Annotated in this window: 19 protein-coding genes and 1 pseudogene; 16 read left to right on the plus strand and 4 right to left on the minus strand. The window is 72.3% G+C overall.

Annotation, left to right across the window (positions count from 1 at the left end; genetic code table 11):
• Positions 1–66: 66 nt before the first annotated feature.
• The 3 genes from AB0H84_RS20875 to AB0H84_RS20885 all read left to right on the plus strand — a co-directional run bounded on the left by AB0H84_RS20875 (position 67) and on the right by AB0H84_RS20885 (position 4,751).
• Positions 67–1,212 (plus strand): acetate/propionate family kinase, encoded by a 1,146-nt coding sequence (locus AB0H84_RS20875; RefSeq protein WP_357606285.1) that lies wholly within the window; start codon positions 67–69, stop codon positions 1,210–1,212.
• Positions 1,209–2,504 (plus strand): erythromycin esterase family protein, encoded by a 1,296-nt coding sequence (locus AB0H84_RS20880; RefSeq protein WP_357606288.1) that lies wholly within the window; start codon positions 1,209–1,211, stop codon positions 2,502–2,504. The genes AB0H84_RS20875 and AB0H84_RS20880 overlap by 4 nt, the downstream gene beginning before the upstream one ends.
• Before the next feature lie 114 nt (positions 2,505–2,618).
• Entirely contained in the window at positions 2,619–4,751 is a 2,133-nt protein-coding gene (locus tag AB0H84_RS20885; RefSeq protein WP_357606291.1) for an ATP-dependent RecD-like DNA helicase, read from the plus strand.
• Between the two features lie 45 nt (positions 4,752–4,796).
• On the opposite strand, the gene AB0H84_RS20890 is transcribed toward AB0H84_RS20885, so the two are convergent.
• Complete coding sequence (locus AB0H84_RS20890; protein ID WP_357606294.1) at positions 4,797–5,210, minus strand: SRPBCC family protein; 414 nt, start codon at positions 5,208–5,210, stop codon at positions 4,797–4,799.
• Positions 5,211–5,334: 124 nt separating this feature from the next.
• On the opposite strand from AB0H84_RS20890, the gene AB0H84_RS20895 reads away from it, so the two are divergent.
• From AB0H84_RS20895 to AB0H84_RS20905, 3 genes are read left to right on the plus strand one after another with little or no spacing between them, the layout of a single operon-like run.
• Positions 5,335–6,897 carry a TIGR02677 family protein gene (locus AB0H84_RS20895; protein ID WP_357606297.1) on the plus strand — a complete coding sequence of 521 codons (1,563 nt, stop codon included), beginning with the start codon at positions 5,335–5,337 and terminating at the stop codon, positions 6,895–6,897.
• Positions 6,894–8,081: a TIGR02678 family protein gene (locus tag AB0H84_RS20900; RefSeq protein ID WP_357606300.1), complete on the plus strand. Its 1,188-nt coding sequence runs from the start codon at positions 6,894–6,896 to the stop codon at positions 8,079–8,081. The genes AB0H84_RS20895 and AB0H84_RS20900 overlap by 4 nt, the downstream gene beginning before the upstream one ends.
• Positions 8,078–12,457 carry a TIGR02680 family protein gene (locus tag AB0H84_RS20905; protein ID WP_357606302.1) on the plus strand — a complete coding sequence of 1,460 codons (4,380 nt, stop codon included), beginning with the start codon at positions 8,078–8,080 and terminating at the stop codon, positions 12,455–12,457. The genes AB0H84_RS20900 and AB0H84_RS20905 overlap by 4 nt, the downstream gene beginning before the upstream one ends.
• Positions 12,458–12,616: 159 nt before the next feature.
• Here the strand turns inward: AB0H84_RS20905 and AB0H84_RS20910 are convergent, their stop codons facing one another.
• Complete coding sequence (locus AB0H84_RS20910) at positions 12,617–13,624, minus strand: carbohydrate kinase (protein WP_357606305.1); 1,008 nt, start codon at positions 13,622–13,624, stop codon at positions 12,617–12,619.
• Between the two features lie 148 nt (positions 13,625–13,772).
• Between AB0H84_RS20910 and AB0H84_RS20915 the strand changes: the two genes are divergently transcribed.
• The 6 genes and pseudogenes from AB0H84_RS20915 to AB0H84_RS20940 all read left to right on the plus strand — a co-directional run.
• Entirely contained in the window at positions 13,773–14,765 is a 993-nt protein-coding gene (locus tag AB0H84_RS20915) for a sugar ABC transporter substrate-binding protein (protein WP_357606308.1), read from the plus strand.
• Between the two features lie 10 nt (positions 14,766–14,775).
• Positions 14,776–15,738, plus strand: coding sequence for an ABC transporter permease (locus tag AB0H84_RS20920; RefSeq protein WP_357606311.1), 963 nt, complete (start codon positions 14,776–14,778; stop codon positions 15,736–15,738).
• Positions 15,735–16,547: an ATP-binding cassette domain-containing protein gene (locus tag AB0H84_RS20925; protein WP_357606314.1), complete on the plus strand. Its 813-nt coding sequence runs from the start codon at positions 15,735–15,737 to the stop codon at positions 16,545–16,547. The genes AB0H84_RS20920 and AB0H84_RS20925 overlap by 4 nt, the downstream gene beginning before the upstream one ends.
• A 24-nt stretch (positions 16,548–16,571) precedes the next feature.
• Positions 16,572–17,582 carry a LacI family DNA-binding transcriptional regulator gene (locus AB0H84_RS20930; protein WP_357606317.1) on the plus strand — a complete coding sequence of 337 codons (1,011 nt, stop codon included), beginning with the start codon at positions 16,572–16,574 and terminating at the stop codon, positions 17,580–17,582.
• Positions 17,583–17,870: 288 nt separating this feature from the next.
• Positions 17,871–18,329, plus strand: coding sequence for a helix-turn-helix domain-containing protein (locus AB0H84_RS20935; RefSeq protein WP_357606320.1), 459 nt, complete (start codon positions 17,871–17,873; stop codon positions 18,327–18,329).
• Positions 18,330–18,337: 8 nt separating this feature from the next.
• Positions 18,338–18,970: pseudogene (locus tag AB0H84_RS20940) on the plus strand (transposase); the annotation flags it as partial.
• Between the two features lie 72 nt (positions 18,971–19,042).
• Here the strand turns inward: AB0H84_RS20940 and AB0H84_RS20945 are convergent.
• Positions 19,043–20,245, minus strand: coding sequence for a DUF418 domain-containing protein (locus AB0H84_RS20945; RefSeq protein ID WP_357606323.1), 1,203 nt, complete (start codon positions 20,243–20,245; stop codon positions 19,043–19,045).
• A gap of 149 nt (positions 20,246–20,394) precedes the next feature.
• On the minus strand, positions 20,395–21,123 hold the full coding sequence (locus tag AB0H84_RS20950; protein ID WP_357606326.1) for an SDR family NAD(P)-dependent oxidoreductase: 729 nt from the start codon (positions 21,121–21,123) through the stop codon (positions 20,395–20,397).
• Between the two features lie 122 nt (positions 21,124–21,245).
• Here AB0H84_RS20950 and AB0H84_RS20955 point away from each other — a divergent pair, with 122 nt between their 5' ends.
• The 4 genes from AB0H84_RS20955 (at position 21,246) to AB0H84_RS20970 (ending at position 26,036) form a co-directional block, all read left to right on the plus strand.
• A complete protein-coding gene (locus AB0H84_RS20955; RefSeq protein WP_357606329.1) occupies positions 21,246–22,349 on the plus strand; it encodes a glycerophosphodiester phosphodiesterase in 1,104 nt (367 codons plus the stop codon).
• A 90-nt stretch (positions 22,350–22,439) separates the two neighbouring features.
• Positions 22,440–23,840, plus strand: coding sequence for a tetratricopeptide repeat protein (locus AB0H84_RS20960; RefSeq protein WP_357606332.1), 1,401 nt, complete (start codon positions 22,440–22,442; stop codon positions 23,838–23,840).
• Between the two features lie 53 nt (positions 23,841–23,893).
• Positions 23,894–24,721 carry a PIG-L family deacetylase gene (locus AB0H84_RS20965; RefSeq protein ID WP_357606335.1) on the plus strand — a complete coding sequence of 276 codons (828 nt, stop codon included), beginning with the start codon at positions 23,894–23,896 and terminating at the stop codon, positions 24,719–24,721.
• 298 nt (positions 24,722–25,019) lie between these two features.
• Entirely contained in the window at positions 25,020–26,036 is a 1,017-nt protein-coding gene (locus tag AB0H84_RS20970) for a pectinesterase family protein (RefSeq protein ID WP_357606337.1), read from the plus strand.
• The last annotated feature ends 172 nt before the right edge of the window (positions 26,037–26,208 follow it).

Here is a 26,208-nt window from a genome sequence, read left to right on the forward strand (position 1 = left end):
CGGTAAAGCGGGAGCCCCAGAATTCCGTCCCGTTTTGTGGCGGTGTCGGCGGGTAGCCGAGCGGGCATGAGCCGGGCGATCGACGAGCAAGTGACCGAGTCGGCGGCGGTGCTCACCGTCAACGCCGGCTCGTCCAGCCTCCGACTGGATCTCGTGGAGGGCGGCTGCGTGCTGGACAGCGCGCACGCCGAGCGCGCCATCGACCCGGGCTCTGCCAGGGAGGAGCTGGCGGCGTTCCTCGGCGGGCACTTCGGCCGCGACATCCGTGCCGTGGCGCACCGCCTGGTGCACGGCGGCGACCTCGTACGCGCTCCGGTGGTGGCCGACGACGAGACAGCCGCGGCGCTGCGCGGCCTGACGAGCCTCGCGCCGCTGCACCTGCCGCCGGCGCTGGCCCTGCTGGAGGCGGCCCGCGAGGAGCTGCCCGCGGTGCCGCACGTGCTCTGCCCGGACACCGCTTTCCACGCGGGGCTGCCGGAGGAGGCCGCGCTCTACGCCCTGCCGCTGTCGTGGCGGGAGCGGTTCGGCCTGCGCCGCTACGGCTTCCACGGGCTGTCGTACGCGTGGGCGGCCGACCGGACGGCCGAACTGCTCGGCAAGCCGCTGACCGAGCTGGACCTGGTGCTGGCGCACCTGGGCGGCGGGTGCTCGGTGAGCGCGGTGTCGGGCGGGCGCAGCCTGGACACGTCCATGGGCTTCACGCCGCTGGACGGGCTGCCCATGAGCAAGCGCTCGGGCAGCGTGGACCCCGGGATGCTGCTGTGGCTGCTGTCCTGCGGCCATCTGACGCTGGAGGAGCTGGGGGAGGGGCTGGAGCGGCACTCCGGCCTGCTCGGGCTCTCGGGGAACCTGTCCGGGGACACGCGCGAGCTGGTGGCGGCCGCGCGGGAGGGCAACGCGGCGGCGGAGCTGGCCCTCGGCGTGTTCAGCCACCGGGTGAGCAGGGAGATCGCCGCCGCGGCCACCTCGCTGGGGCGGATCGACGCGCTGGTCTTCACGGGGGAGATCGGCTGGGACCAGCCAGAAGTACGCGAGGCCGTCTGCGGCCGGCTGGGCCTGCTCGGCATCGAGCCTCCCGTCATGGGCAACCGCCACGACGACGGCCCGGTCAGCGCGTACGGCGCGGCCGTCCCCGTCATGGTGGTCCAGGTCCGGGAGGAGCTGCAGCTGGCCCGCGAATGCCTGCGGATGCTCGCGGAGGAGGACGAATGACGGTTCTCGACGAGGTACGCCGGTCGGCCCTGCCGCTGACCGGCCCGGGGGACCTCGACCCGCTGCTGGAGCGCGTGGGCGAGGCCAGATTCGTGCTGATCGGCGAGGCCAGCCACGGCACGCACGACTTCTACGCCTGGCGGGCCGAGCTGACCCGCCGCCTGATCGCCGAGAAGGGATTCGGTTTCGTCGGGGTCGAGGGCGACTGGCCCGACTGCGAACGGGTGCATCGGGCCGTGACCGGCGACACCGATCCCTTCGAGGCGCTCTACGCCTTCCAGCGCTGGCCCACGTTCATGTGGGCCAACCACGAGGTCGTGGAGTTCTGCCGGTGGCTGCGGCGCTGGAACGCCGGCTTCCCGCCGGACCAGCGCTGCGGCTTCCACGGCCTGGACGTCTACAGCCTGTGGGAGTCGCTGCGCTCCGTGCGCCGCTACGCCGCCGCCCACCTGCCGGACGAGATGGACTCGGTCATGGGCGCGCTCTACTGCTTCGAGGCCTACGGCCACGACCCGCAGCAGTACGGCCTGGCCACCCGCCTGATCCCGGAGACCTGCGAGGACGAGGTGGTGAGCCTGCTCAAGTCCGTGATCCGCGCGGCTCCCGAGGACGAGCGGGGCTTCAGCGCCCGGCAGAACGCCGAGACCGTGGCCGGGGCCGAGCGCTACTACCGGGCCATGGTGGGAGGCGGCCCCGAGTCCTGGAACATCAGGGACGTCCACATGGCCGACACCATGGACCGGCTCACGGATTTCCACGGCACCAAGGGCGTGGTGTGGGCGCACAACACGCACATCGGCGACGCCCGCGCCACCGACATGGCCGCCGCGGGCATGACCAACCTCGGGCAGCTCGCCCGGGAGCGGCACGGCGGGGAGGCCGTGCTGGTGGGGTTCGGCAGCCATCACGGGTCCGTGGTGGCCGCCGACCGGTGGGGCGCCCAGCACCACGTCATGCGGGTGCCGCCCGCGCGGCCCGCGTCCCTGGAGGCGCTGCTGCACGAGGCCGTCGCCGGGCCGGAGGCCCTGTTCGTGGTCCCGCCCGAGGGCTCCGGGGCGGGCTCCAGGGCGGCCTTCTACGACGAGCCGATGGGGCACCGGGCGATCGGCGTCGTGTACCACCCGGAGCGGGAGCGCTGGGGCAACTACGTGCCCACGGTCATGGGGCGCCGCTACGACGCGTTCATCTGGCTGGACGCGACCAAGGCGCTGCATCCCCTGCACGGCGAGCCGTGGCACGACGCCGAGCCGGAGGCCTACGGTGGGGCGCGTCCAGCGGCCCATCGCATGTAGCGGGAACCGCACCTACGGTGGGGCGCGTCCAGCGGCCCATCGCATGTAGCGGGAACCGCACATACCCGACTGCCAGGTGACCGTTTGTCGGTGGCGGGTGGTTGGATCTCTCGTGTGGAGGCGTCGGTCGAGCAGCTCGTCTACGTCCGGGAGGACGAATACACCGTCGCGCGCATGAGCGCCGACGGCGAGCCCGACTTCGTGGCCACCGGGCGGGCGCTGGCGGGGGTGCAGCCGGGCGAGACGCTGCGGCTGTTCGGCGAGTGGGGCAGGCATCCGCGGCACGGCCGCCGGTTCTCGGTGAGCGGATGCGAGCGGGTCTCGCCCTCGTCGGTGCGGGCCATCCGGATCTACCTGGGGTCGGGGCTGATCAGGGGAATCGGGCCGCGGCTGGCGTACGCGATCGTCGACCACTTCGGCGAGGCCACGCTCAAGGTGATCGACAGCGAGCCCGAGCGGCTCACCGAGGTCGTCAACATCGGGCCGCAGCGGCAGGGCCAGATCGTCCAGGCGTGGCAGGAGCAGAAGGCGATCGCCGCGCTGATGGTGACGCTCCAGGGGCTCGGGGTCAGCCCGTTGCTGGCGGCCAAGATCTACCAGGTGTTCGGCCAGGACGCCGACGAGGTCCTGGCCACCGACCCCTACCGGCTGATCGGGCGGGTGCGCGGCATCGCCTTCCGCATCGCCGACAAGATCGCGCTGCAGTCGGGGGTGCCCGAGCGAAGCCCGCAGCGGATCAAGGCGGCGCTGCTCGACCGGCTGGAGGCGGCCGGCAGCCGCGACGGCCACTGCTACCTGCCGGTGGCCGCGCTCGTGAGAGAGACGGCGGAGCTGATCGAGCAGGACCAGACCCTGGTGAGCCCCGTGATCGACGCGCTGATCGCCGACCGGAGGGTGGTCGTGGAGGCCGGCCCCGACGAGCGGGGCACGCCGGTGGCGTACGCCAAGCACGTGCACAGCCGTGAGGTGGCGCTGACCGAGCAGATCACCCGGCTCATGCGGGCCCGCTCCACCCTGCCGCTGCGCTCCTTCCGCGACGACCCCGAGCTCCACGACGACCAGCGCGCCGCCGTCAACATGGCGCTGACCAGCACCGTCTCCGTCATCACCGGCGGCCCCGGGTGCGGCAAGAGCCACACGGTCAAGGCCATCGCGACCACGGTCAGGGCCGCGGGCGGCACGGTCACGCTCACGGCGCCCACGGGCAAGGCGGCCAAGCGCCTGTCCGAGCTGACCGGCCTGCCCGCGATGACCATCCACCGGATGCTCGCCCAGCAGCCCGATCCCGACCCCGAGACGCTCTTCGACGAGCGGCCGTCGCAGGCCGACCTGATCGTGGTCGACGAGGCCTCCATGCTCGACCTGCACCTGGCCACCCGGCTGGCCGCGGCCGTGCCGTCCGGGAGCCACCTGCTGCTCATCGGCGACAGCGACCAGCTGCCGAGCATCGGGCCCGGCGACGTGCTCGCCGACCTGCTGCGGGCCGAGGCGATCCCGCGGGTGCGGCTCACCCACGTCTTCCGGCAGGCGGGCGGCAGCGGCATCATCGACGCCGCCCACCGCATCCGCGCCGGACGACTGCCGGTCCGCACGGCCGGCGGCGGCTTCTGGTTCGAGGAGCTCGACGATCCCGCGCAGGTCGCGCGGCGCGTGGCCCACCTGGCGATGGTGGCGATCCCGCGCAAGCAGAACGTCGACCCCGACCAGGTGCAGGTGCTGTGCCCGATGCGCAAGGGCGAGACGGGCGCCACGGCCCTCGGCCGCCTGATCCAGGACCAGCTCAACCCGGCGGCCGACGGCAAGCCGGAGCACTGGTCGGGCTCGACGGTCTTCCGGGTCGGCGACCGCGTCATGCCGATCCGCAACAACTACGACAAAGGCGTCTTCAACGGAGAGACCGCGACGGTCACGGCCGTCGTCCAGGAAGAGCGCACGATCGAGATCCTGACGGACGACGGCGAGCGCGTGCGCTACGGCTTCGACGAGCTCGACGACCTGACCCACGCCTACGCGATCAGCGTGCACCGGTCGCAGGGCAGCGAATACCCGTTCGTGGTGGCGCCGATCGTCGCCGAGTCGGGCGGGATCATGCTGCGCCGCAAGCTCCTTTACACGCTGGTGACCCGGGCCAAGGCGTGGGTGGTGCTGGTGGGCCAGCGGGAGGCGCTGGAGATGGCGGTCCACCGGCTGGGCCACCGCAGGAACACCGGCCTGTCCCGCCGCCTCACCCTGGCGCTCGACGACTGACCCGCCGGACATTCAAGAGCCGGTCGGGACCCGGCAAAGCCCGGGTCAGCCGGAAAGCCGCCTGGACACCTCGTCGGCCAGCCGGTCGAGGGAGCGGTCGAGCAGCTCGCGCACCTCGTCGGCGTGGGCCCCCGAGTCGGGCTCGTCGAGCAGGGAGATGTGCACGGTCACCTCGCTGGCGCCGGCGGCCGCGTCGGACACCTGGAGCCAGCCGGCGTAGCCGGGGTGGTCGCGGCCGCCCCACTCCACGCGCAACTGCTCCTCCGAGGCACGGAAGAGCCCCTCGTGCGGTGCCGGCCCGGGCACCAGGTCGCCGTCGGCCTCCAGCTTGCCGGGGCCGGCCTCCGCGACCGACAGGCCCTGCGGGAGCCATCTGTCCATGATGTCCACATCGGACGCGACACCGTACACGATCGTGCTGGTCGCGGGCATGCTCCGCGTCGCCTCGAACTCCGCCATCCCGGTCCTCCTTACCAATGCGACCGCCGTACCCGTGTGATCTGCTCGCAAACCGCGGCCGTCGCGCGGGGGCTTCCCGCTACGGTTGCGCGCGTGGGAAACGCGCGGGGAGGGGAGTGGGGCGATGGCTGAGCAGCCACGGGTGCCGCCGGAGATGTTCCGGTTCGCCACCACCGAGCGGGCCGACCTGCACATGGCGGTCCTCCACGCTTTCGGCGAGGCCGCCGAGCGGCTGGAGACGGCGCTCACGGTGGAGGAGGTGCGGGACGGGCTGCGGGCGGCCGGATGGGCGGCCGCGCCGGTCGGCGATCAGGAGCTGGCCGGGGCACTCAGGCAGCTCGCGGGGTGGGGGCTGCTCGACGTCGTCTTCAACCACGCCGGGAGTTTCGCCACCGCCGAGGAGTACGAGCGCAAGAACCTGCAGTACGCGCTGACCAGGCGGGGCGAGGCGGCCCTCGCCGGGGCACGCCACGCGATGGCGGTGCTGAACTCGGCCGGAGCGCTGCAGAGCGGCGTGCTCGACGCGATCGCCGAGCGGCTGGGAGAGCTGGAACGGCTGCTACGCGACCCCGATCCCCGGTGCGACCGGCGCATCTTCGCCGCGCTGCAGGAGCTGGAGTGCCACTTCGACGGGCTGCGTGACGACATCAGGCGGTTCAACGGCGAGCTGCAGCGGCTGCTGCGCGTCGAGGCGACGGAGCTGAGCGCGTACCACGAGGTCAAGGGCGCCACGGTGGCCTACCTGCAGGAGTTCGCCAGCACTCTGGAGCAGCGCGGCGACACCGTCGCCGCCGCCCTGCGCGCGGTGGCCGGGCACGGCGTCGACGTGCTGCACGCGCGGGCGCTCAACGGGGCCGATCTGCCGGAGGGGCCCGGGACGGACCGGGCCGCGGCGTGGCTGGCGGCCAGGGCGGCCGGGTGGGAGGCGCTGCGGCTGTGGTTCGCGCCCGGCGACGGCGAGGTCGCGCGGGTGCGGCTGCTCCACGACGTGGCGCGGCGGGCGATCGTCTCGCTGCTGGAGGTGCTCGACCGGCTCACCGACTCCCGCCGCCGCTCCTCCAGCGCCGCGGCCGACTTCCGTACGCTGGCCCGCTGGTTCGCGGGCGCGCCGAGCGAGGACGACGCGCATCGGCTGTGGGACGCGGCCTTCGGGCTGGGCTCCGCCCGGCACGCGCACCTGGGTCACGCGGACGCCGAGCTGATCCCGGCCGGGGTGCCGTGGTCGGAGGCCGAACCCGTGGAGGTGTCGGCGCTGCTGCGCTCGCGCGGGCGCAACGAGCGGATGGGGCGTACGGGGCGAGTGCGCGACGTCGACCGCCTGCGAGCCGAGCGCAGGGCGCGGGCCGAGAAGGAGCGGGCGGAGCTGGAGGCCGCCTGGTCGGCGCTGGCCACCACCGGGGCCATGCGGCTGTCGCAGATGGGGGAGCTCGACCACGACACGTTCGGCCGGCTGCTCGATCTGCTCGGGAGGGCCCTGGCCGAACGGCCCGACTCGACCGGGTTCCGGCGGGCCGTGACCTCCGACGGGCGGGTGGAGATCGTGCTGCGGGCGCCCGACGACGGGCCCGATGACGGCGCGGTGGCGGTGCTGCGTACCCCGGCGGGCTGGTTCCGGGGGCCCGACTACCTGATCGACGTGCGCTCGATCGACGCGCCGCACAGCCGGGCCTTGCTGGCGGGCGCATGAGCAGCCTGGCCAACCAGCTCGTCAGCGCCGAGAAGGAGGAGATCGCGCGGGCGATCAGGACTCTGCTCCGCCGCCCCCTAGTCTCCCAGCACGACGACCCCACTGCCTTCGACCTGATCAGGAAGCGGCGGCAGCCGCTGATCCAGTGGTTCGACTACTTCTGCGGCTGGCGGCTGGTCGTGGAGCCGCGCCAGGGGTACGCCCGCCTGATCAAGGTGAGCACGGAGCCGAGCGCCACCCGGCCCGCCCGCCGCCGCCGCGCCACCAGGGCCCCGTTCGACCGCCGCCGCTACACGCTGCTCTGCCTGTGCGCGGCCGAGCTGCTCACCTCGCCGGTCACCACGATCGGCATGCTGGCCCGGCGCGTCGTCCACGCGGCCGCGGTGGAGGCGGAGGTGCCCGCGTTCGACCCGGTCAGGGGCGAGGAACGGGCCGCGTTCGTGGACGCGCTCACACTGCTCGAACACCACGGCGCGATCATCGCCATGGACGGCGCCACCGACGCCTACCTCGACGACGAAGAGGCCAAGGTGCTCTACCGCGTCGACACCACCCGCGTGATCAGGCTGCTCGCGGCCCCGGTGCCCCCTTCGCGGATCGCGTCCGGCTCATGGGACGAGCTCACCACCGAGGCACGGTACGGCGGCGACGAGCCGACCGAGACCCAGCGCAACCTGTGGGTCAGGCACTCGCTCATCCGCCGCCTGCTCGACGAGCCCGTCGTCTACCGCGACGAAATGGCCCCCGACCAGTGGGCCTACGCGGCCTCGCTCCCCGGCCGCCGGCTCATCAGGCGCGCCGCGGAGGAGGCCGGTTTCGTGCTGGAGGAGCGCGCCGAGGGCTTCCTGCTCGTCGACACCGACACCGACGCCACCGCCACGGACACCAGGTTCCCCGACGACGGCAGCCCCGCCAAGGTGGCCGCCCTGCTCATGCTCGACCTGCTCGCCTCCTCCGGCCCCGTCACCGCCGCCCGGCTCGACGCCGAGGCCACGCAGCTGCTGCGCCGCTTCCCGCTGTGGGCCAGGGCGTACCAGTCCGACGAGGGCGGGCCGCGGCTGGCCGCCGACGCGCTGGAGGTGCTCACGATGTTCGGGCTGGCCCGCCGTACGGGTGACCGGGTCGCCGCCCTGCCCGCCGCGGCCCGCTACCGGGTCGACCCGGCCGTTCAGGAGGATTCATGACAGTCACCGAGCTCACCGCCGCCGCCCGCGCCGCGCGCGGGATGGACGCCCGCTGGGTCCCCGTACGCGCGGGAGTGCTCAACGTGTGGCGCTACTACGACGAGGTGTTCGAGTTCCACCGGGGCAGGCTGCTGCTGCGCGGGCCCAACGGCAGCGGCAAGTCCAAGGTGCTCGAGCTGCTCTTCCCGTACGTGCTGGACGCCAGCCTCAAGCCGAGCCGGCTGTCCACGTTCGGCGGCACCGAGCGCACCATGCACTGGAACCTGATGGGCGACGGCGCCGGCGGCAGCACCCGCGTCGGCTACGTGTGGCTGGAGTTCCGGCACGCCGACGGCCGCTGGTTCACCTGCGGCGCCCGGCTGCAGGCCACCATCCACACCAGGAACGTCAGCGCCGTCTACTTCACGACCGAGGCCCGCGTCGACGCCCCCGACGGCATCCGCCTCACCGGCGAGGGCGGCCAGCCTCTGACCAAGGCCCAGCTCATCGAGGAGCTCGGCACGTCGGGCCAGGTCCACGACTCCGCCGACGCCTACCGCGCCGTCGTGCGCCGGACGCTCTACCCGGGACTCAACGAGGAGCGCTACGACTCGCTCCTGACCGCGCTGCGCCAGCTGCGCACCCCCAAGCTCTCCGAACGCCTCGACCCCGGCCTGCTGTCCGACCTGCTGTCGAGCGCCCTGCCGCCGCTCGGCGAGGGGGAGATCCACGAGATCGCCGACGGGTTCGAACGGCTCGACCGGCAGCGCGAGGAGCTGCGGCTGCTCGACCGCGACGTGGAGGAGGCCGAGCGGCTGGCCGCCCGGCAGCGCGACTACGCCCAGCGGGTGCTGCGGGCCGCCGCCGCTGAGGCGATGTCCGCGGGACATGCCCTGGACGCGCTGGCCGCCGAGACCGAGGCCAAGCGGGCTGCGCTCAAGGAGGCCGAGGACGAGCTGGCCGCCACGACCGCGCGGCTCGGCGAGGAGGAGGCGCAGGAGCTGGCGCTGGCCGCGCAGATCGACGGGCTCAAGGAGAGCGAGGCGTACCGGGCTGGCTCCGAGCTGCACCGGCTCCGCACGGAGGCGCAGGACGCGCACGAGACGGCCGCCCGCCTCCGCGACCAGGCGGGCGCGGCCGCCCGGACCGCCGCCGCCAAGCAGGAGCTGGCCGCCGCGGCCGCCGCCACGGCCCGCTCCGCCGCCGCGCTCGCCGACCGCGCCAGGACGGAGGCCCGCCACGCCGCCGAACGCGCCGGCCTCCTCGCCGCGCACGAGGAGGCCGAGCGAGCGGCATCCACCTGGGAGGCCGGCGACCTCGACGGCGGCACCACGCTGATGGGCGGACGCGCCTTCGATGCCGACACCGCACAGGCGTCCCAGGGCGGCCTCGCGCCCGAGGGTGGCCGTGGGTTGGCGGGCGGCCCTGCACCTGACAATGGCGCTGCGCCCGACGGCGGTCGTGGGTTGGCGGGCGGCCCTGCATCTGTCGGTGGCGCCGCGTCCGACGGCGGCCGTGCGTCTGATGGCGGGCGGGCGTTCGGAGGCGGGCCTACCTCGGGCAAGGGGCGCGTCCCCGAGGGCGGGCGCGCTTTCGACGGCGAGGACGCCGTGCACCGGGCGCGGGAGTTGTCGCGGGCCGCCGTCACCAGCCGGATCGCCCAGATCCGCGAGGTACGCGCCGGAGCCGTCGAGCACCAGGAGGCGATCAACGGCCGCACCACCGCCGAGCAGGACCGCGACCGCGCCCGGGACGCCCTGGCCGCCGCCCGCACGGCACACGACCAGGCGGAACGCCTGCGCGACGAGCGAGCCCGCGACCTGGCCGCCGCCCTCGCCGACTGGGCGGAGGGCTGCACCCAGCTCAAGCTCGACCCGGAAGAGACGGCGGGCGCGGCCGAACAAGGGGAGCAGGCCGACGAACTGGTCGCCGCCGCGCGTACGGCGGCGGCGGTCAGGCTGGCCGCCCGCGAGCAGCACCTGACGGGCCTGCGGGACAAGCTGCTGGCCGAGCGCGCCGAGCTGACCCGCGAACGCGAACGGCTCAACGACCAGGCCGTCATCGAGCCGCCGACCTCGCACGCCCGGGACACCGCCGCCAGGGACGGCCGCCCCGGCGCCCCGCTGTGGCGGGCCGTGGCGTTCAGGTCGGGCCTCGACCCGGTCGCGCAGGCGGGCGTGGAGGCGGCGCTGGAAGCGGCGGGGCTGCTGGACCTGTGGCTGCGCCCGGACGGGGGGTTCGACCAGGGCGAGCACGACGCCTTCGCCGTGGCGTCGCTGGCCAGGCCCGCGCCCGGCTACAGCCTGGCCCACGTGCTGCTCACCGAGGCGGACTCGCCGGTGCGGGCCGACACGGTGCTGGCGGGCATCGCGTTCGCGCCCAGCGCGATCGGCGTCGACCATCCCGCGGTGGTCGGCGCCGACGGCACCTGGCGGCTCGGCCCGGCGGCAGGCCGCTGGGTCAAGCCCGAGCCCTCCTACATCGGTGCCGCCGCCCGCGAGCGCGCCAGGCGCCGCCGCATCGCGGAGCTGGACGACCGGCTCGGCGAGCTCGCGGGCACGATCGCCGAGTGCGACCACCTGCTCGCCGTGGTCGACGCCGACCGCGACACGCTCTCCGCCGAGTTGCGGCGCAGGCCCGACAGGCAGCCGTACGTCCAGGCGGTCGAGGCTCTCGACGGCGCGCTGAAGAAGGTCGCGCTGCTGGAGGACCAGCTCAGGGCGTACGAGCAGCGCCTGCGCGAGTGCGAGAAGGAGGCCGGCCGGTCGCTGCGGCGGCTCACCGAACTGGCGGCGGGCCACGCCCTGCCCACCGCGGCACCCGCGCTCGACCACCTGGAAGAGGCCCTGCGTGCCGCCGAGGCGGCCGGCGCCGCCTGGCACGACCGGCGGGCCGACGCCCGCGCCGCGAGGGAACGCGCCCGGCACGCCGCCGAGAGCGCGGCCGACTACCAGGAGGTCGCCGTCAGGGCCGTCGAGCGCGCCGAGACGGCCGCGGCCGCCGCCGTGGTGCTGGCGGAGAAGCTCGCGGCCGTCGAGTCCGCGGTCGATGCCGAGCCGGGGCGGGTGCTGGACCTGCTCCAGGAGACGCAGCTCGCGTACCAGGCCTGCCGCCGCGTCATCCGCTCGATCACCGGCGACCTGACCCGGCTCAACACCCGGCTCGGCCGGCTCAGAGGCGAGCTCGGCACGGCCGAGGGGAGGCACGCCGAGGCGGGCCGCGCGCGGGCGGAGGCGTCGGAACGGTTCCGCCGCCTGATGGCCGGGCACCTGCCGGCGGACGCGCGGGTGACGGCCGGGGCGGTGCGCGACACGGAGGTGCGGGCCGTGCTGGAGTCGGCGGGGCCGGTGCGTGACACCGGGGTGCGGGCGGTGCTGGAGGCGGCCGTGGCCGTGGCCGAGCAGCTCGCGGCGGTGCCGTACGAGCAGCGGCACGTCAAGGAGGCCGAGGCGCGGCTGCAGGACGCCTTCCACCACGCCAGGGAGATCCTCGCCGGCCGGGCGGAGCTGGAGCTGGCGGCCGACGAGGACGTTCAGGTGCTGACCGCCACCGTCGGCGGAGTCCGGGCCGGGGCGGCGGCGCTCAGCGAGACGCTGCGCGAGGAGCGCGACGAGCGGCGCTCGCACATCACGGTGGCCGAGCGGGACCTGTTCGACCGGACGCTGGCGGGTGACACGCGGCGGCATCTCGCCGACCGGATCAGGCAGGCGTCGGCTCTGGTGGAGAGCATGAACCAGCGCCTGGAACGCGTCCGCACCGCCTCCCGGGTGGCCGTCCGGCTGGTCTGGCAGGTCGATCCCACCCAGCCGCCCGGCACGCGGGCGGCCCGCGACCTGCTGCTGCGCGACCCGGCGGGGCTGAGCGAGTCCGACAAGGAGGCGCTCTACGCCTTCTTCAGGGAGCGCGTGGAGGAGGCCCGCGCCGGCAACTGGTCGGCCGGCTGGGAGGACCAGCTCATGAAGGTGCTCGACTACACGGCCTGGCACCGCTTCGTGGTCAAGCTGGACCGCGGCGACGGGCAGGGCTGGCAGGAGCTCACCAGGAAGCTGCACGGGGCGCTGTCCGGCGGCGAGAAGGCGATCGCGCTGCACCTGCCGCTGTTCGCCGCCGTGGCCGCGCACTACCAGACCGATCCCGGGTGCCCGCGGTTCATCCTGCTGGACGAGGTGTTCGTGGGGGTGGACAAGGCGAACCGCGGGCAGGTGTTCGACCTGCTGGTGGACCTGGGGCTGGATCTCGTGCTCACGTCCGACCACGAATGGTGCGAGTACCGGGAGCTGGACGGGATCGCGATCCACCAGCTCATCACGGGCGACGGGGACGACGCGGTGACGACCGCCCGTTTCGTCTGGAACGGCTACGGAACGTCGTCGATGGTGAGCGGTTCGGTCTCATAGATCACACCGCGGGTCCGCCCCGCGTCGTGGTGGCCGAGGATGGCCAGTGCGCCCCGACAGGTCAGGCTCGGCTCGCGGTGCATGCCACGTCCACTGCTGCGCGCATGGGCCAAGTCTGGCCGATCTTGGGCCGCTCCGCGCCCCGGGAGACCCGAAGAGTCAGAGCGCGGCGGCCCAGGGCGGGTTGGCTCCCGCGACCGAGCACGTGAGGGCCGCCACCCTGGCCGCGAACTCCGCCGCCTCCGCCGCCGTCGCCAGGTCCAGACCGTCCAGGCGCCCGCCCAGGAACCCCTTGGCGGACAGGCTGTGCAGGAGGCCGGCGGTGAAGGAGTCGCCCGCGCCGACCGTGTCCACGACGGTCACCTTCGGCGCCCGTACCTCGGCTCTCTCCCCGTCCAGGGACACGAGCGCGCCCGCCGCGCCCCTGGTGACGACGATCAGGCGGGCGCCTGCGGCGTGCCAGGTGTCGCAGGCGCGTTCCATCGGCACGCCCGGCAGCAGGAAGCCCAGGTCGTCGTCGCTGAGCTTGAGGATGTCGGTCCACTCGCACCAGCGGGACACGGGGTAGTCCTCAAGAGTGGCGAGGGTGGGGCGGACGTTCGGGTCGACGGAGATGGTGGCGTGCTCGGCGGCCTCCCTCGCGAACGCCTCCACCGCCGTCCGGCCCGGCTCCCTGACCAGCGCGAGCGAGCCGGTGTGCAGGCAGGCGGCCGGGCCGAGCCGCTTCAGGTCCAGCTCGTACGGACTCCACTGCCAGTCGGCGGTGCCGTCGGCGTAGAAGGTGTACTCGGCCTGCCCGCCGGGATCCAGGGCGGCGACGGCGAGCGTGCTCGGCTCCCTGGCCTCGACGGCTGCCGAGAGGTCCACGCCGGACGAGGTGAGGTGCCGCCGGAACAGCTCGCCGAACACGTCGCCGGAGATGCGGCCGAGGAAGCGCGTGGGGGTGCCGAGCCGTGCCAGTGCCACTGCCGTGTTCGCCGGCCCGCCCCCGGGCAGCACCTGCAACGCCAGCCCCGCCGCGGCACCGCCACTGCCGGTGTCCGGCCGCGCGCCGCGCTCGGTGGTGACGGGGGGAGGCGAGGAGGTGGGGCGGGGGGTGAGGGGGTGGTCGCCGGGGGAGCGGGTGGTGAAGCCGTCGGCGACGCACTCGCCCAGGACAGCGATCATCGAGCCTGCCTTTCAGGCACGTTGCCGATTTGTTACGGCATGAGGGCATTGACGTTTCTCGGATCGGAGTCCATCATCGCAGCACAGCGGATGTCAACGTTGACATATGTCAACGATGACATCGGGTCCCCCCTGATAGGAACCGCTCATGAATGCAAAGCTCTCGGCCGGACTCCTGGTCGCCGCCCTTCTCGTCACCGGCTGCGGCAGCGGCAACGGAGGCAGCGGCCAGAACTCCTCCTCCACCCCCAAGGTCGGGCTCATCACCAAGACCGAAACCAACCCGTTCTTCGTCAAGATGAAGGAAGGCGCCCAGAAGTCCGCCCAGGCCAACGGCATGGAGCTGATGAGCGCCGCGGGCAAGTTCGACGGCGACAACGCCTCCCAGATCACGGCCATCGAGAACATGGTCGCCGCCGGTGTGAAGGGCATCCTCATCACCCCCAGCGACACCAAGGCGATCGTCCCCGCGATCAAGAAGGCCCGTGACGCCGGCGTGCTCGTCATCGCCCTCGACACCCCGACGGACCCCCAGGACGCCACGGACGCCCTGTTCGCCACCGACAACCTCAAGGCGGGCGAGCTGATCGGCCAGTACGCCAAGGCCGCCATGGCCGGCAAGCCCGCCAAGATCGCCACCCTGGACCTCGCCCCCGGAGTCACGGTCGGCCAGCTCAGGCACGACGGCTTCCTGAAGGGGTTCGGGATCAAGGAGGGCGACCCGTCCGTCGTCTGCTCCCAGGACACCAGGGGCGACCAGGCCAAGGGCCAGACCGCCATGGAGAACTGCCTGCAGAAGGCCCCCGACATCAACGTCGTCTACACGATCAACGAGCCCGCCGCGCTGGGCGCGTACACGGCGCTGAAGGCCAAGGGCCGCGAGAAGGACGTGCTGATCGTCTCCGTGGACGGCGGCTGCACCGGCACGAAGGCCGTGAAGTCCGGCGAGATCGCCGCCACGAGCCAGCAGTACCCGCTCAAGATGGCCGAGGACGGCGTCAAGGCGGTGGCCGACTTCGCCAAGTCCGGCAAGAAGGTCTCCGGCTACACCGACACCGGCGTGACCCTGATCACCGACAAGCCCGCCTCCGGCGTCGACGCCAAGGACACCACCTTCGGCCTCGCGAACTGCTGGGGCTGACATGGCTGTCATGGAAGCGACGCTGCCGCGCCGCCTGATCACCACGCCCGTCGCCGGCCCGCTGGTCGCGCTCCTGCTGGCCTGCGTGTTCTTCGGGCTCAGGACCGACCAGTTCCTCACCGGCCCGAACTTCTCCCTGATCATCCAGCAGGTCATGGTGGTCGGCACCCTGGCCATCGGGCAGACCCTGATCATCCTCACCGCGGGCATCGACCTGTCGAACGGCGCCATCATGGCGTTCGGCGGCATCGTGATGACCAAGCTGGCCGTCGACAGCGGCCTGCCGCCGGTGTTGGCGCTCGTCGCCGGGCTCGCGATCTGCTCGCTGTTCGGGCTGGTCAACGGGTTGCTGGTGACGCGGATCTCGCTGCCGCCGTTCATCGTGACGCTCGGCATGCTGAACGTAGTCTTCGCCCTGACCCACATCTACTCCAACGAGCAGACGGTCACCGACCTGCCGCCGCTGCTGACGTTCCTGGGGCAGACGTTCCAGGTCGGCCAGACGAACGTCACCTACGGCTCGCTGCTGACGATCCTGCTCTTCCTGCTCTTCGCGTACCTGCTGGGCTCCACGGCCTGGGGCAAGCACGTGTACGCGCTCGGCAACAGCCCCGAGGTGGCCCGCCTGACCGGCATCAGGACGGCCCGCCTGACCGTCGGCGTCTACACCCTGGCCGGCTTCGTGTACGGCATCGCCGCCCTGCTGCTGGTCTCGCGTACCGGGGTGGGCGACCCGCAGGCCGGCCAGACCGACAATCTGGACAGCATCACCGCGGTCGTGCTCGGCGGGACGAGCCTGTTCGGCGGGCGCGGCCTGGTGATCGGCACGCTGGTCGGCGCCCTCATCGTGGGGGTCTTCCGCAACGGCCTGCAGCTGATGGGCGTACCGTCGATCTATCAGACGCTCATCACCGGCGTCCTGGTGATCCTCGCCGTCGCCGTGGACCAGCTCTCGCGCAGGAGGAACCGATGACGACCCCCGTCCTCCAGGCCCGCGGCCTGGTCAAGAAGTACGGCCACGTGACGGCGCTCGACGGCGCCGACTTCGACCTGATGCCCGGCGAGGTGCTCGCCGTCATCGGCGACAACGGCGCCGGCAAGACCAGCCTCATCAAGGCGCTGACCGGCGCGCTCCAGCCCGACTCCGGCGAGATCCTGCTTGACGGCGAGCCGGTGCGCTTCCGGTCGCCGATCGACGCGCGCAAGCACGGCATCGAGACCGTCTACCAGGACCTCGCGGTCGCGGCCTCGCTCGACATCGCGACCAACATGTTCCTCGGCCGCGAGCTCCGCAAGCCCGGCATCCTCGGCAGCGTCTTCCGCCTGCTCGACAAGAAGCGCATGCGTGAGGAGTCGGCCAGGCACATGGACGCGCTCAAGATCGGGCTGCGCTCGCTCACCCAGCCGGTCGAGTCGCTCTCCGGCGGCCAGCGCCAGGGTGTGGCCGTGGCCAGGGCGGTGGCGTGGGCCACGAACGTCGTGGTCATGGACGAGCCCACGGCCGCGCTCGGCGTCAAGGAGTCCGGCCAGGTGCTCGACATGATCAGGCGGGTCCGCGACCAGGGCACCCCGGTGGTGCTGATCAGCCACAACATGCCGCACGTGTTCGAGATCGCCGACCGCATCCACATCCAGCGCCTCGGCCGCCGGGTCGCCCAGATCAAGCCGGGCGACCACAGCATGGCCGAGGTCGTGGCCATCATGACCGGCGCCCTCCAGGTCTCGGAGGGCAAGGCGGTGGTGGCGGACCAGGGCGCGGCGGAGGCCATCGGACTGTCCTGATGGGCGGTCACTAACATGGGCGCAATGCGGCGTCCGACGATGACAGATGTGGCGCGTGAGGTCGGCGTCACGGCGAAGACGGTCTCGCGGGTGCTCAACGACGACGGCCCGGTCGCCGTCGAGACCCGCGAGCGCGTCATGGCGGCCGTCAGGAAGCTCGGCTACCAGCCCAACCTGATGGCCCGCAACATGCGGGTCGGCGCGCGGGACGCGGCCATCGGCCTGGTCATCCCCGAGATGGGCAACCCGTTCTTCGGCACGGTCGCGGGCGGCATCGAGAGCGCGGTCCGCGCCCGCGGGCTCACCCTCATCGTGGGCAACTCCAGCGAGACGGCGGAGCTCGAGCAGTCGCTGATCACGACGTTCCTGGCCCGGCGGGTCAGCGCGCTCATGGTCGTCCCCTCGGCCACGAGCGACCACCGTGAGCTGCGCAACGAGCGCGTGGCCGGCCTGCCGATCGTCTTCCTCGACCGCCCGGCCGTCGGCCTGACCGCCGACAGCGTGGTCAGCGCCAACCGCGAGGGCGCCAGGGCCGGGGTCGCCCACCTGATCGCCCACGGCCACCGCAGGATCGGCTTCGTCGGCGACGTCCCCGCCGCCCTCTACACCCGCCGCGAGCGGTTCCAGGGCTACCGCGACGCGCTCGAGGCGGCCGGCCTGCCGTTCGAGCGCGCCCTGGTGGAGACGGGACACGACCAGGAGGCCGCGGCCCGTGCCACCATGCGTCTGTTAGCGCTATCAGACCCGCCGACGGCGCTCTTCGCGGCCAACAACTTCGCGTCGATGGGCGCGGTGGTGGCGCTGTCACGAGCCGGCCGCAAGGACGTGGCGCTGGTGGGTTTCGACGACCTGCCCCTGGCCGAGTGCCTGGACCCACCGCTGACGGTGGTGGCCCAGGACCCGGCGCGGATGGGGGCGGAGGCCGCGGAGCTGGTGCTGTCGCGGCTGGACGGCGACAGGTCGAAGGCGCGCAGGGCGCTGGTGCCCACCCGGCTGATCGTCCGGGGCTCGGGCGAGCTGCCCGCGCCCCGATGATCCACGGCCTCCAAGAGGGCCAGGGTCCCGGTTCGTGGCGCTCCTGAAGTCGCAGGAAGATGACATCCACGAACCCGACACGGCGCCGAGGGAGCGGGATGCTGGAAGCCATCAGAACCACCCGAGGGGACCGGCGGCTTCAGCCGTCGGGGGAATCGGGAGCGGGAGGGCCGCCAAGGCCCGAGCGTGCCCTGACCTGCCAGGTCTGCGCATCACAGATGTCCTTTCCGGGTTTGTCGGTGCCGGCCGATACCGTGGTCGTCTCGTTACCGAACGTGGGAGGTGGGAGTGCGCAGGTCGTTCACGTTCCTGCTGCGCCCCACCAGCAAGCAGGCCGCCACGCTCATGCAGTGCCTGGAGGATCACCGGCAGCTCTACAACGCCGCGCTGGAGCACCGCCGCACCGCCTACGCCAAGGCCGGTGTCACGATCCGCTACGGCGACCAGTCGGCCGAGCTGAAGCACATCCGCGCCGACGACCCCGACAGTCAGGGCCGGTGGTCGTTCTCCTCCCAGCAAGCCACGCTCCGCCGCCTGGACAAGTCGTTCGCGGCGTTCTTCAAGCGCGTCCGCGAAGGCCGCACGCCGGGCTTCCCCCGGTTCAAGGGCCGCGGCTGGTTCGACACCGTCGAGTGGCCCAAGGACGGCGACGGCTGCCGGTGGGACTCCCAGCCTGAGCATCCCACCGCCGCCTACGTCCGGCTGCAGGGCATCGCCACATCCGCGTCCACCAGCACCGGGCCGTGAAGGGCCGGGTGAAGACGATCAGCGTCACGCGGGAGGGCTCCCGCTGGTACGTGATCCTGTCGTGCGACGACGTGCCCGCCGTTCCCCTGCCCGCGACCGGAGCGGTCGCCGGGATCGACATGGGTGTCGCGTCGCTGGTCACCACGAGCGACGGCGAGCACGTGGCCAACCCGCGTCACTTGGCAGCGACCGCCGGCCGTCTCGCCGCTGCGCAGCAAGACCTGGCCCGCAAGAAGCGGGGCAGCAAGCGTCGCCGTAAGGCCGTCGCCCGCGTGGCCGCGCTGCACGCCACGGTGCGACGGCAGCGCCTGGACGGCGCGCACAAGACCGCCCTGCGCCTGGTTCGCGAGTATGACGTGATCGTGCACGAGGCGCTGAACGTCGCGGGCATGACCAGGCGCGCCACGCCCAAGCCGGACGGCGACGGCGGCTACCTGCCTAACTGCGGGTCCGCGAAATCCGGGCTCAACCGTTCGATTCTCGACGCGGGTTGGGGGGTGTTCCTGACGGTCCTCGCGCACAAGGCTGAGAGCGCCGGTCGAGAGCTGATCGCAGTGAACCCCGCCGACACCTCTCGCGCCTGTGCCCGATGCGGGCACTGTGCGAAGGAGAACCGCCTCACTCAAGCCGAGTTCCGATGCACGGCGTGCGCGCACACCGCGCACGCCGACGTGAACGCGGCGATCAACATCTTGCGGCGACGGTGGCAAAGATCACCCATGACTGCCACCGGCCCCGTCACGGAGCGCGAAATCGACGCTACGAGCCGCGTCATCCCGTGGCCTGGCCCATCGGGTGAACCAGCGCAGCACATACTCGACCGGGCCGTACCGGTGGCCGCGCAGCCACCACGCGCTGAGGGCGAGCAGCACCGCGTAGATCATCACCGCGACGCCCAGCACAGCGAGCGGCGACAGCCGGCCCGCCAGCGCCAGCCCGTAGCCGGTGAACACCAGGCAGCACAGCACCGACTGCCCGATGTAGTTCGAGGCGGCCGCGCGTCCCGCCGGAGCCAGCGCGCGGCCGACGGCGGGCACGCGCCTGATCACCTGAAGGAAGGTGACCACGTAGGCGGCGGTCAGCAGCACCGAGGTCACGTTGTTCACGGCCAGCGAGACCAGTTCGAGCGCGTCCCCCTGGGCCTGCGTCCATGTGAACAAGCCCGCGGCGGGCAGCCCGGCACCGAAGCCGACCCACTGGATCCGCGGCACGAGGTGGGCCCAGCGCTCCGGATTCTCGAACACCCGCGTCCTGCCCGCTGCCATGCCGAACAGAAACAGCGCCATCGCCATCGGCCCCTGCCCGATCCACACCATCGCGGCCAGCCAGGGATACGTTTGGGCCTGGAACGTCAGCACGCCCAGCGGTCCGCTCCTGACCAGCTCCTCCGCCCGCGCCCCGGCCGCCGCGTCCACCATCGGCGCCGTGCCGCCCGCCGGGTCCAGCAGGCTGAGTCCGGCCAGCACCAGCCAGAGCACCGACATGACCCCGATGATCCAGCAGCCGACGGCAAAGGCCCTCCTCGGTGAGGTGCCGCGCATGGCCAGCAGGATCAGCCCCAGCGCGGCATACAGGGTGAGAATGTCGCCGATCCACAGCAGAAACCCGTGCGCCACCCCGATCGCGAACAGCCCCAGGCACCGCCGCGCCATCCTGGCCTTCACGCTCACGCCGTCACGCGACATGAGCGTGAAGGAGTAGCCGAACAGGAACGAGAACAGGATGTAGAACTTCGTCAGTACCAGCGTGCTGACCAACCAGGCGACCGGCCCGTCCGTGATGGGCATCGTGCCGATGCTCACGGCGTAACGCGGGTCGGCGAAGAACCCGATGTTGGCCACCAGAATGCCCGCCAGCGCGAGCCCGCGGACCGCGTCGATCTCGTGCACTCGCCTGGATCCCGGCTGCTGCGTCATGGTCACGACGCTAGAGACGCCTTGCCTGGTGTGCATCCGTCGAAGGCAGGTCCTGGGAGCGACCAAAGTCGCCATGTCGCGCAGACGGCCACCGCGACCGTGGCCACCAGCTCGACCGATCCCAGACCGGTCAGCGGGAGCGGCCGGACCTAACGGGGGTAGGCGCCGCCGTCGAGGCTGAGGACCTGGCTGGTGAGGTAGCCGTTGCGCAGGACGGCCAGGGCCAGGTCGGCGACCTCCTCCGGGCGGCCGAACCGGCCGACGGGCAGGAGGTGCGGGTCCGCCGTGGCGGGGAGCATGGCGGCGTCCTGGATCAGCGCGGGCGCCAGCGCGTTGACCGTCACGCCGTGCGCGGCGACGTGCGAGGCCAGGAAGTGCAGCATGCCGTGCAGGCCCGCCTTGGAGGCCGCGTAGTGCGGGCCGACGATGCCGCCGGTGAAGGCCGCGATCGACGACATGAACAGCACCCGCCCGAACCCGCGCTGCGCCATCCCCGGCAGCGCCCGCTGCGCCAGCAGGAACGGGGCGCGCAGGTTGACGGCGATCGTGCGCTCCCACGTCACCGCGTCCACCGCGGTGTAGTCCTGCTGGATGGCGTAGCCGGCGTTGGAGATCAGCAGCTCGACGGGGCCGAGCGCGTCGGTCGCGGCGCGGAGCAGGGCGGCGGGGACCTGGGGGTCGGCCAGGTCGCCTGCCAGCGCGATCGCGTCCACGCCGGCCTCCCGCGCCTGCGCGACGAGGTCGTCGGCGTGCCCGGAGCGGGTGCCGTACGTGAAGGCCGTCCTGACCCCCGCGGCGATGAGCCGGCGTCCGATGGCCTGCCCGATGCCGCCCGACGCGCCGGTCAGCAGGGCCACGCGCCCGTTGAGATCCGTCATGGTCACCTATCTTCCACGTGACGGATGCGTCGAGGGGCGGTTGAAAAGGGGCGTTTCCGTACGTCTTCCACTGTGTGCTCACGCGTAACTCGCGGTCCACCTGCGTGGTTTACGTTGCGCCCATGACCATGCTGACGATGCGCAGGTGGATGGCGGGCGTGCTGGCCGGTGTCCTCGCCGGCGGTACTGTCGCCGTCGTGCTGACCCAGACGACTCCCGCCACGGCAGAGCGCCGCGGCCACGCTCCCATCGTGATCGGCCACCGGGGCGCGAGCGCCCACCGGCCCGAGCACACCCTCCTGTCGTACGAGACCGCCATCGCGATGGGCGCCGACTACATCGAGCCGGACCTCGTCTCCACCAAGGACCACGTGCTGGTCGCCAGGCACGAGAACGAGATCTCCGGCACGACCGACGTGGCCGCGCACCCGGAGTTCGCCGACCGGCGCGCCACCAAGACCGTGGACGGGCGGGCGGTCACCGGCTGGTTCACCGAGGACTTCACGCTGGCCGAGCTGAAGACGCTGCGCGCCAAGGAGCGCGTGCCGGACCTGCGGCCGGACAACACCGCCTTCGACGGGCTGCCGGAGATCCCGACGTTCGAGGAGGTCGTGAAGCTCGCGCTGGAGCACGGCGTCGGCGTCTACCCCGAGACCAAGCACCCGACGTACTTCGACTCCATCGGCCTGTCACTGGAGGAGCCGCTGCTGGACGTGCTGAACCGCTACCACGTCCGCAAGGCGTACATCCAGTCGTTCGAGACCGCGAACCTGCGCGAGCTGCGCTCCAGGACGAGGCTGCCGCTGATCCAGCTGATCACGTTCGGGGGCGCGCCGTACGACTGGATCGCCTCCGGGAGCACCCGCACCTATGACGACATGGTGACGCCGGACGGGCTGCGCGAGGTGGCCGCGTACGCGAACGGGATCGGGGTGGACACGCGGCGCGTGGTGCCCCAGGACGCCTCCGGCAAGACTCTCGAGCCCACCACGCTGATCGCCGACGCGCACCGGCGGCGGCTCGCCGTGCACGTGTGGACCGTACGGAACGAGAACTCGCAGCTCCCGGCGGACTACCGGCTCGGCAACCCGGCCAGCCCCGTCTACCCGCGGGCCACCGGGAACGTGATGGGCTGGCTGTCGAGGCTGGTCGAGCTGGGCATCGACGGGGCGTTCTGCGACGATCCGGCCATGGGGCGGGCCGTGGTGACCGGCCGGTCGGCGTAGGGAGAGCCCGATCGCCGCGCCAGGGGTCCGGCGCGGCGATCGAAGGTCTCCGGACCTATTCCCCACCGGATCGGTAGGTACATTGGTCCGGTGACGAACGACCAGCACGGCCTGGCGGTGACCGTGGCCGGTGCCGCCGCGGTACGGCACTACGACCGGGCGATCGACGAGCTGCTGCACCTCCGGGTGGAGGTCGACGCCGAGACCGAGGCGGCGCTGGCCGAGTCGCCCGACTTCCCGATGGGCCACGTCCTGGCGGCCTACCTGGGGCTGCTCACCACCGACGTGGAGGACGCGCGCGCGGCGCGGGCGCGCTTCTCCGCGTTCCAGCGCCGGGTCGACGAGGCGTCGCTGCTGCCGCGGGAGCGTGCGCACGTGGCGGCGGTGCGGGCGCTGCTCGACGGCGACTGGCTGACCTGCGGGCGGCTCCTCGGCGAGATCACCGTGGAGCACCCGCGTGACGCCCTCGCGCTGGCCGCCGGGCACCAGGTCGACTTCTTCACCGGCGACGCGCGCTCGCTGCGCGACCGGATCGGCGGGGCGCTGAACGCCTGGCGGGAAGAGGACCGGCATTTCGGTCATGTGCTGGGCATGTACGCCTTCGGCCTGGAGGAGGCGGGGCACTACGACAGGTCGGAGGAGGTCGGCCTGCGAGCGGTCGAGCTGAACCCGCGCGACGTGTGGGGCATCCACGCGGTGGTGCACACGTACGAGATGCAGGGGCGGTTCGGGGAGGGCGTGCGCTACCTCGACGCGCGGCTGCCCGACTGGTCGACCGGCACGTTCTTCAACGTGCACAACTGGTGGCACTACTGCCTCTACGCGCTGGAGTCCGGCGACGAGGCGCGGGCGCTGGCCGTCTACGACGCGGTGCTCGCCGACGGGCAGTCCTGCATGGAGCTGCTGGACGCCGCCGCCCTGCTCTGGCGGCTCTACCTGGAGGGCTCGGAGCAGGACGAGCGGTGGCGCGCCCTGGCCGACGCGTGGCCGGCCAAGGTGGGCGAGCCGTTCTACGCGTTCAACGACATGCACGCGGTCATGTCGTACGTGGGCGCCGGGCGGATCGGGGACGCGGAGAAGCTGATCGCCTCGCGGGAGGCGTACGTGCTGGCGCCGCGCCCCGGCCGCACCAACCAGGACATGACCCGGCGGGTGGGCCTGCCGGTGTGCCGTTCCCTGGTGGCCTTCGGCAGGGGAGAGCACGACGCGGTGGTGGACGCGCTCTACCCGATCCGGCACCGGGTCAACGAGTTCGGCGGCAGCCACGCGCAGCGGGACGCCGTACAGCGGACCCTGCTGGAGTCGGCCCTGCGGGCGGGACGGCGTGATGTGGCCCGGGTGCTGGTGAGCGAGCGCGTCAACGTCCGCCCGTGCAGCCCGTACAACTGGCTCAAGCAGGCCGCCCTTGCTGACACCCTGGGCGACCGGGGCGCGGCGGCGGCCGCCCGCCTGCGCGCCGGCGAGCTGGCCCGCCAGGGCGGGCAGGCGTAGCAGGCAGGTGCGGAGCGCCGAACTGTCGGGGCCGGCCGGTAGTGTTGCGGCCCATGGATCGCCAACTCACCCTCATGGTCGTACACGCCCACCCCGACGACGAGTGCCTCAGCACCGGGGGCATCCTGGCCCGATACACCGACGAAGGCATCCGCACGGTCCTCGTCACCTGCACCAATGGCGAGCAGGGCGACGACCAGGGCGGCGTGAAGCCGGGCGAGCCCGGTCACGACGACGCGGCGGTGGCCGAGCGGCGGCTGGCCGAGCTGCGCGAGTCGGTCTCCCACCTGGGCATCGACCACCTGGAGCTGCTCGGCTACCGCGACTCCGGCATGGACGGCTGGGACGCCAACGCCCACCCCGACGCGTTCGCCAACGTGCCCGTCGAGACGGCCGCCGCCAAGCTGGCCGCGCTGATGGAGCACTACCGGCCTCAGGTCGTGGTGACGTACGACGAGACGGGCGGCGGCGGTTACGGCCACCCTGACCACGTCCAGACCCACCGCATCACGGTGGCGGCCACCGAGTCGACCGGCATTCCCGACAAGCTCTACTACACGGCCATTCCTCGCGCCGCCATCAAGCGGATGTTCGAGCTGATGCGCGACAGCGGGGTCGATCTCGGTGGCTTCGAGCCGTCCGACGACTTCGGCACCCCTGACGAGCGCGTCACCAGCCTCGTCGACGTCACGCCCTTCGTCGAGCGCAAGCTCAAGGCGCTCAAGGCGCACGAAAGCCAGGGGGAGAACATCTTCCTGCTCCGCATGCCCGAGGAGGCGCAGCACCAGGCGTTCGCGCACGAGGCGTTCGAGCGGAAGCTGTGCAAGGTGGACGCGCCCGACCAGGAGGACGACCTGTTCGCGGGCCTGCGCGACACCTGAGCCCACATCCATGGTGATGGTTCCTCGGCCCGGCACCTGCAACGGGCCGAGGACTTAAGGCTTCGGGATTTTGCTCGAGCTCGTGGCGGTGAACATTTCATCGGCCGCGGTGCCTGCCTGACGACGCTGCCGCAGTTTAGGACCGACATCGGCGCGTAGACGCGCAACAGAGGGATGCTCGCATCTTGACCTGACCCGCCGCATCGCGTCACATGGCGCTTACCCGTCGGCGATGCGCACGCTCGCGGTGGCCAAAGCCGATTGAGGTCGCTCGACTCGCCGCCGGAAAGGAGCACACATGCCCCCGCTCGAGAAGCGCCGGACCATGGTGGTCGGCGGCGCCACAGCCGTCGCGGTCTTGTCCCTGGCCGCCGTCGCGCTGACCACCCCAGCGCGCGCCGCCGCCACCATCACCGTAGCGGCTGACGGCTCCGGAAATTACACCACCATCCAGGCCGCGCTCGGGGCGGCCTCGCCCGACACGGTCATCAACATCAAGCCGGGCACCTACCACGGCCAGGTGTCCATCTCGTCGAGCAAGTCCGGCATCACCCTGCAGGGTACGACCGGGAACGCGACGGACGTCGTGATCACCGGCAACACTCCCGCCTCCACGGCCGGCACCGCGGGCAGCGCGACCGTGCTCAACATGGCCAGGAACACCACGGTCAAGGGAGTGACCATCGCCAACACCTACGCCGCGCACGACAGTCAGGCACTGGCCCTGTACGCCGGCGGCGACCGGCAGGTCTACCGCAACGTACGCCTGCTGGGCTACCAGGACACGTTCCTGTCCTGGGGCGGCACCGGAAGCTCACAGGTCCGCCAGTACGTCTACAAGAGCTACATCGAAGGCGCCGTCGACTTCATCTACGGCAACGGCGCCCTGGTCATCGACTCCACGACCATCCGCTCGCTGGACCGCGGCAGCACCAACAACGGCTACATCACCGCCGCGGCCACCAACTCCGGCAACCCGTACGGCATCCTGATCACCAGATCGACGCTGGTGAGTTCGGCGGCGGCGCGGACCGTCGCCCTGGGCCGCTGCTGGCACGCCGGTGGCGCGGCCGACGCGATCGGTCAGGTGCTGATCCGCGACTCGACGCTGGGCGCGCACATCCGCCAAGCCGGAGCCTGGCAGGACATGGGCGGCTTCTCCTGGAAGACGTGCCGGTTCAGCGAATACGACAACAGCGGCGCCGGAGTCAGCACCGGCACCAGTGACCGCCCGCAGCTGAGCGGCGGAACCGCGGCGAACTACACCCCACAGAAATACCTGGCCGGCAGCGACGGCTGGAACCCGGTCCAGTAGCCCGTCGGCGTTCACCCGGGCCGCTCATCCTCGCGCTGACAGGATGCGACGTGCGGCATCGGCCGAGCGCGCCCACCCTCATGTCGCTGTTCGTGACCGTACTGTGTCGGCGGTCACACGTTCATAACGTCCTATCTACTCGTGTTGCACCTGCGGAAACCTTGGCCGGATA

The organism is Nonomuraea sp. NPDC050786 (assembly GCF_040654115.1).
Taxonomy (GTDB): domain Bacteria; phylum Actinomycetota; class Actinomycetes; order Streptosporangiales; family Streptosporangiaceae; genus Nonomuraea.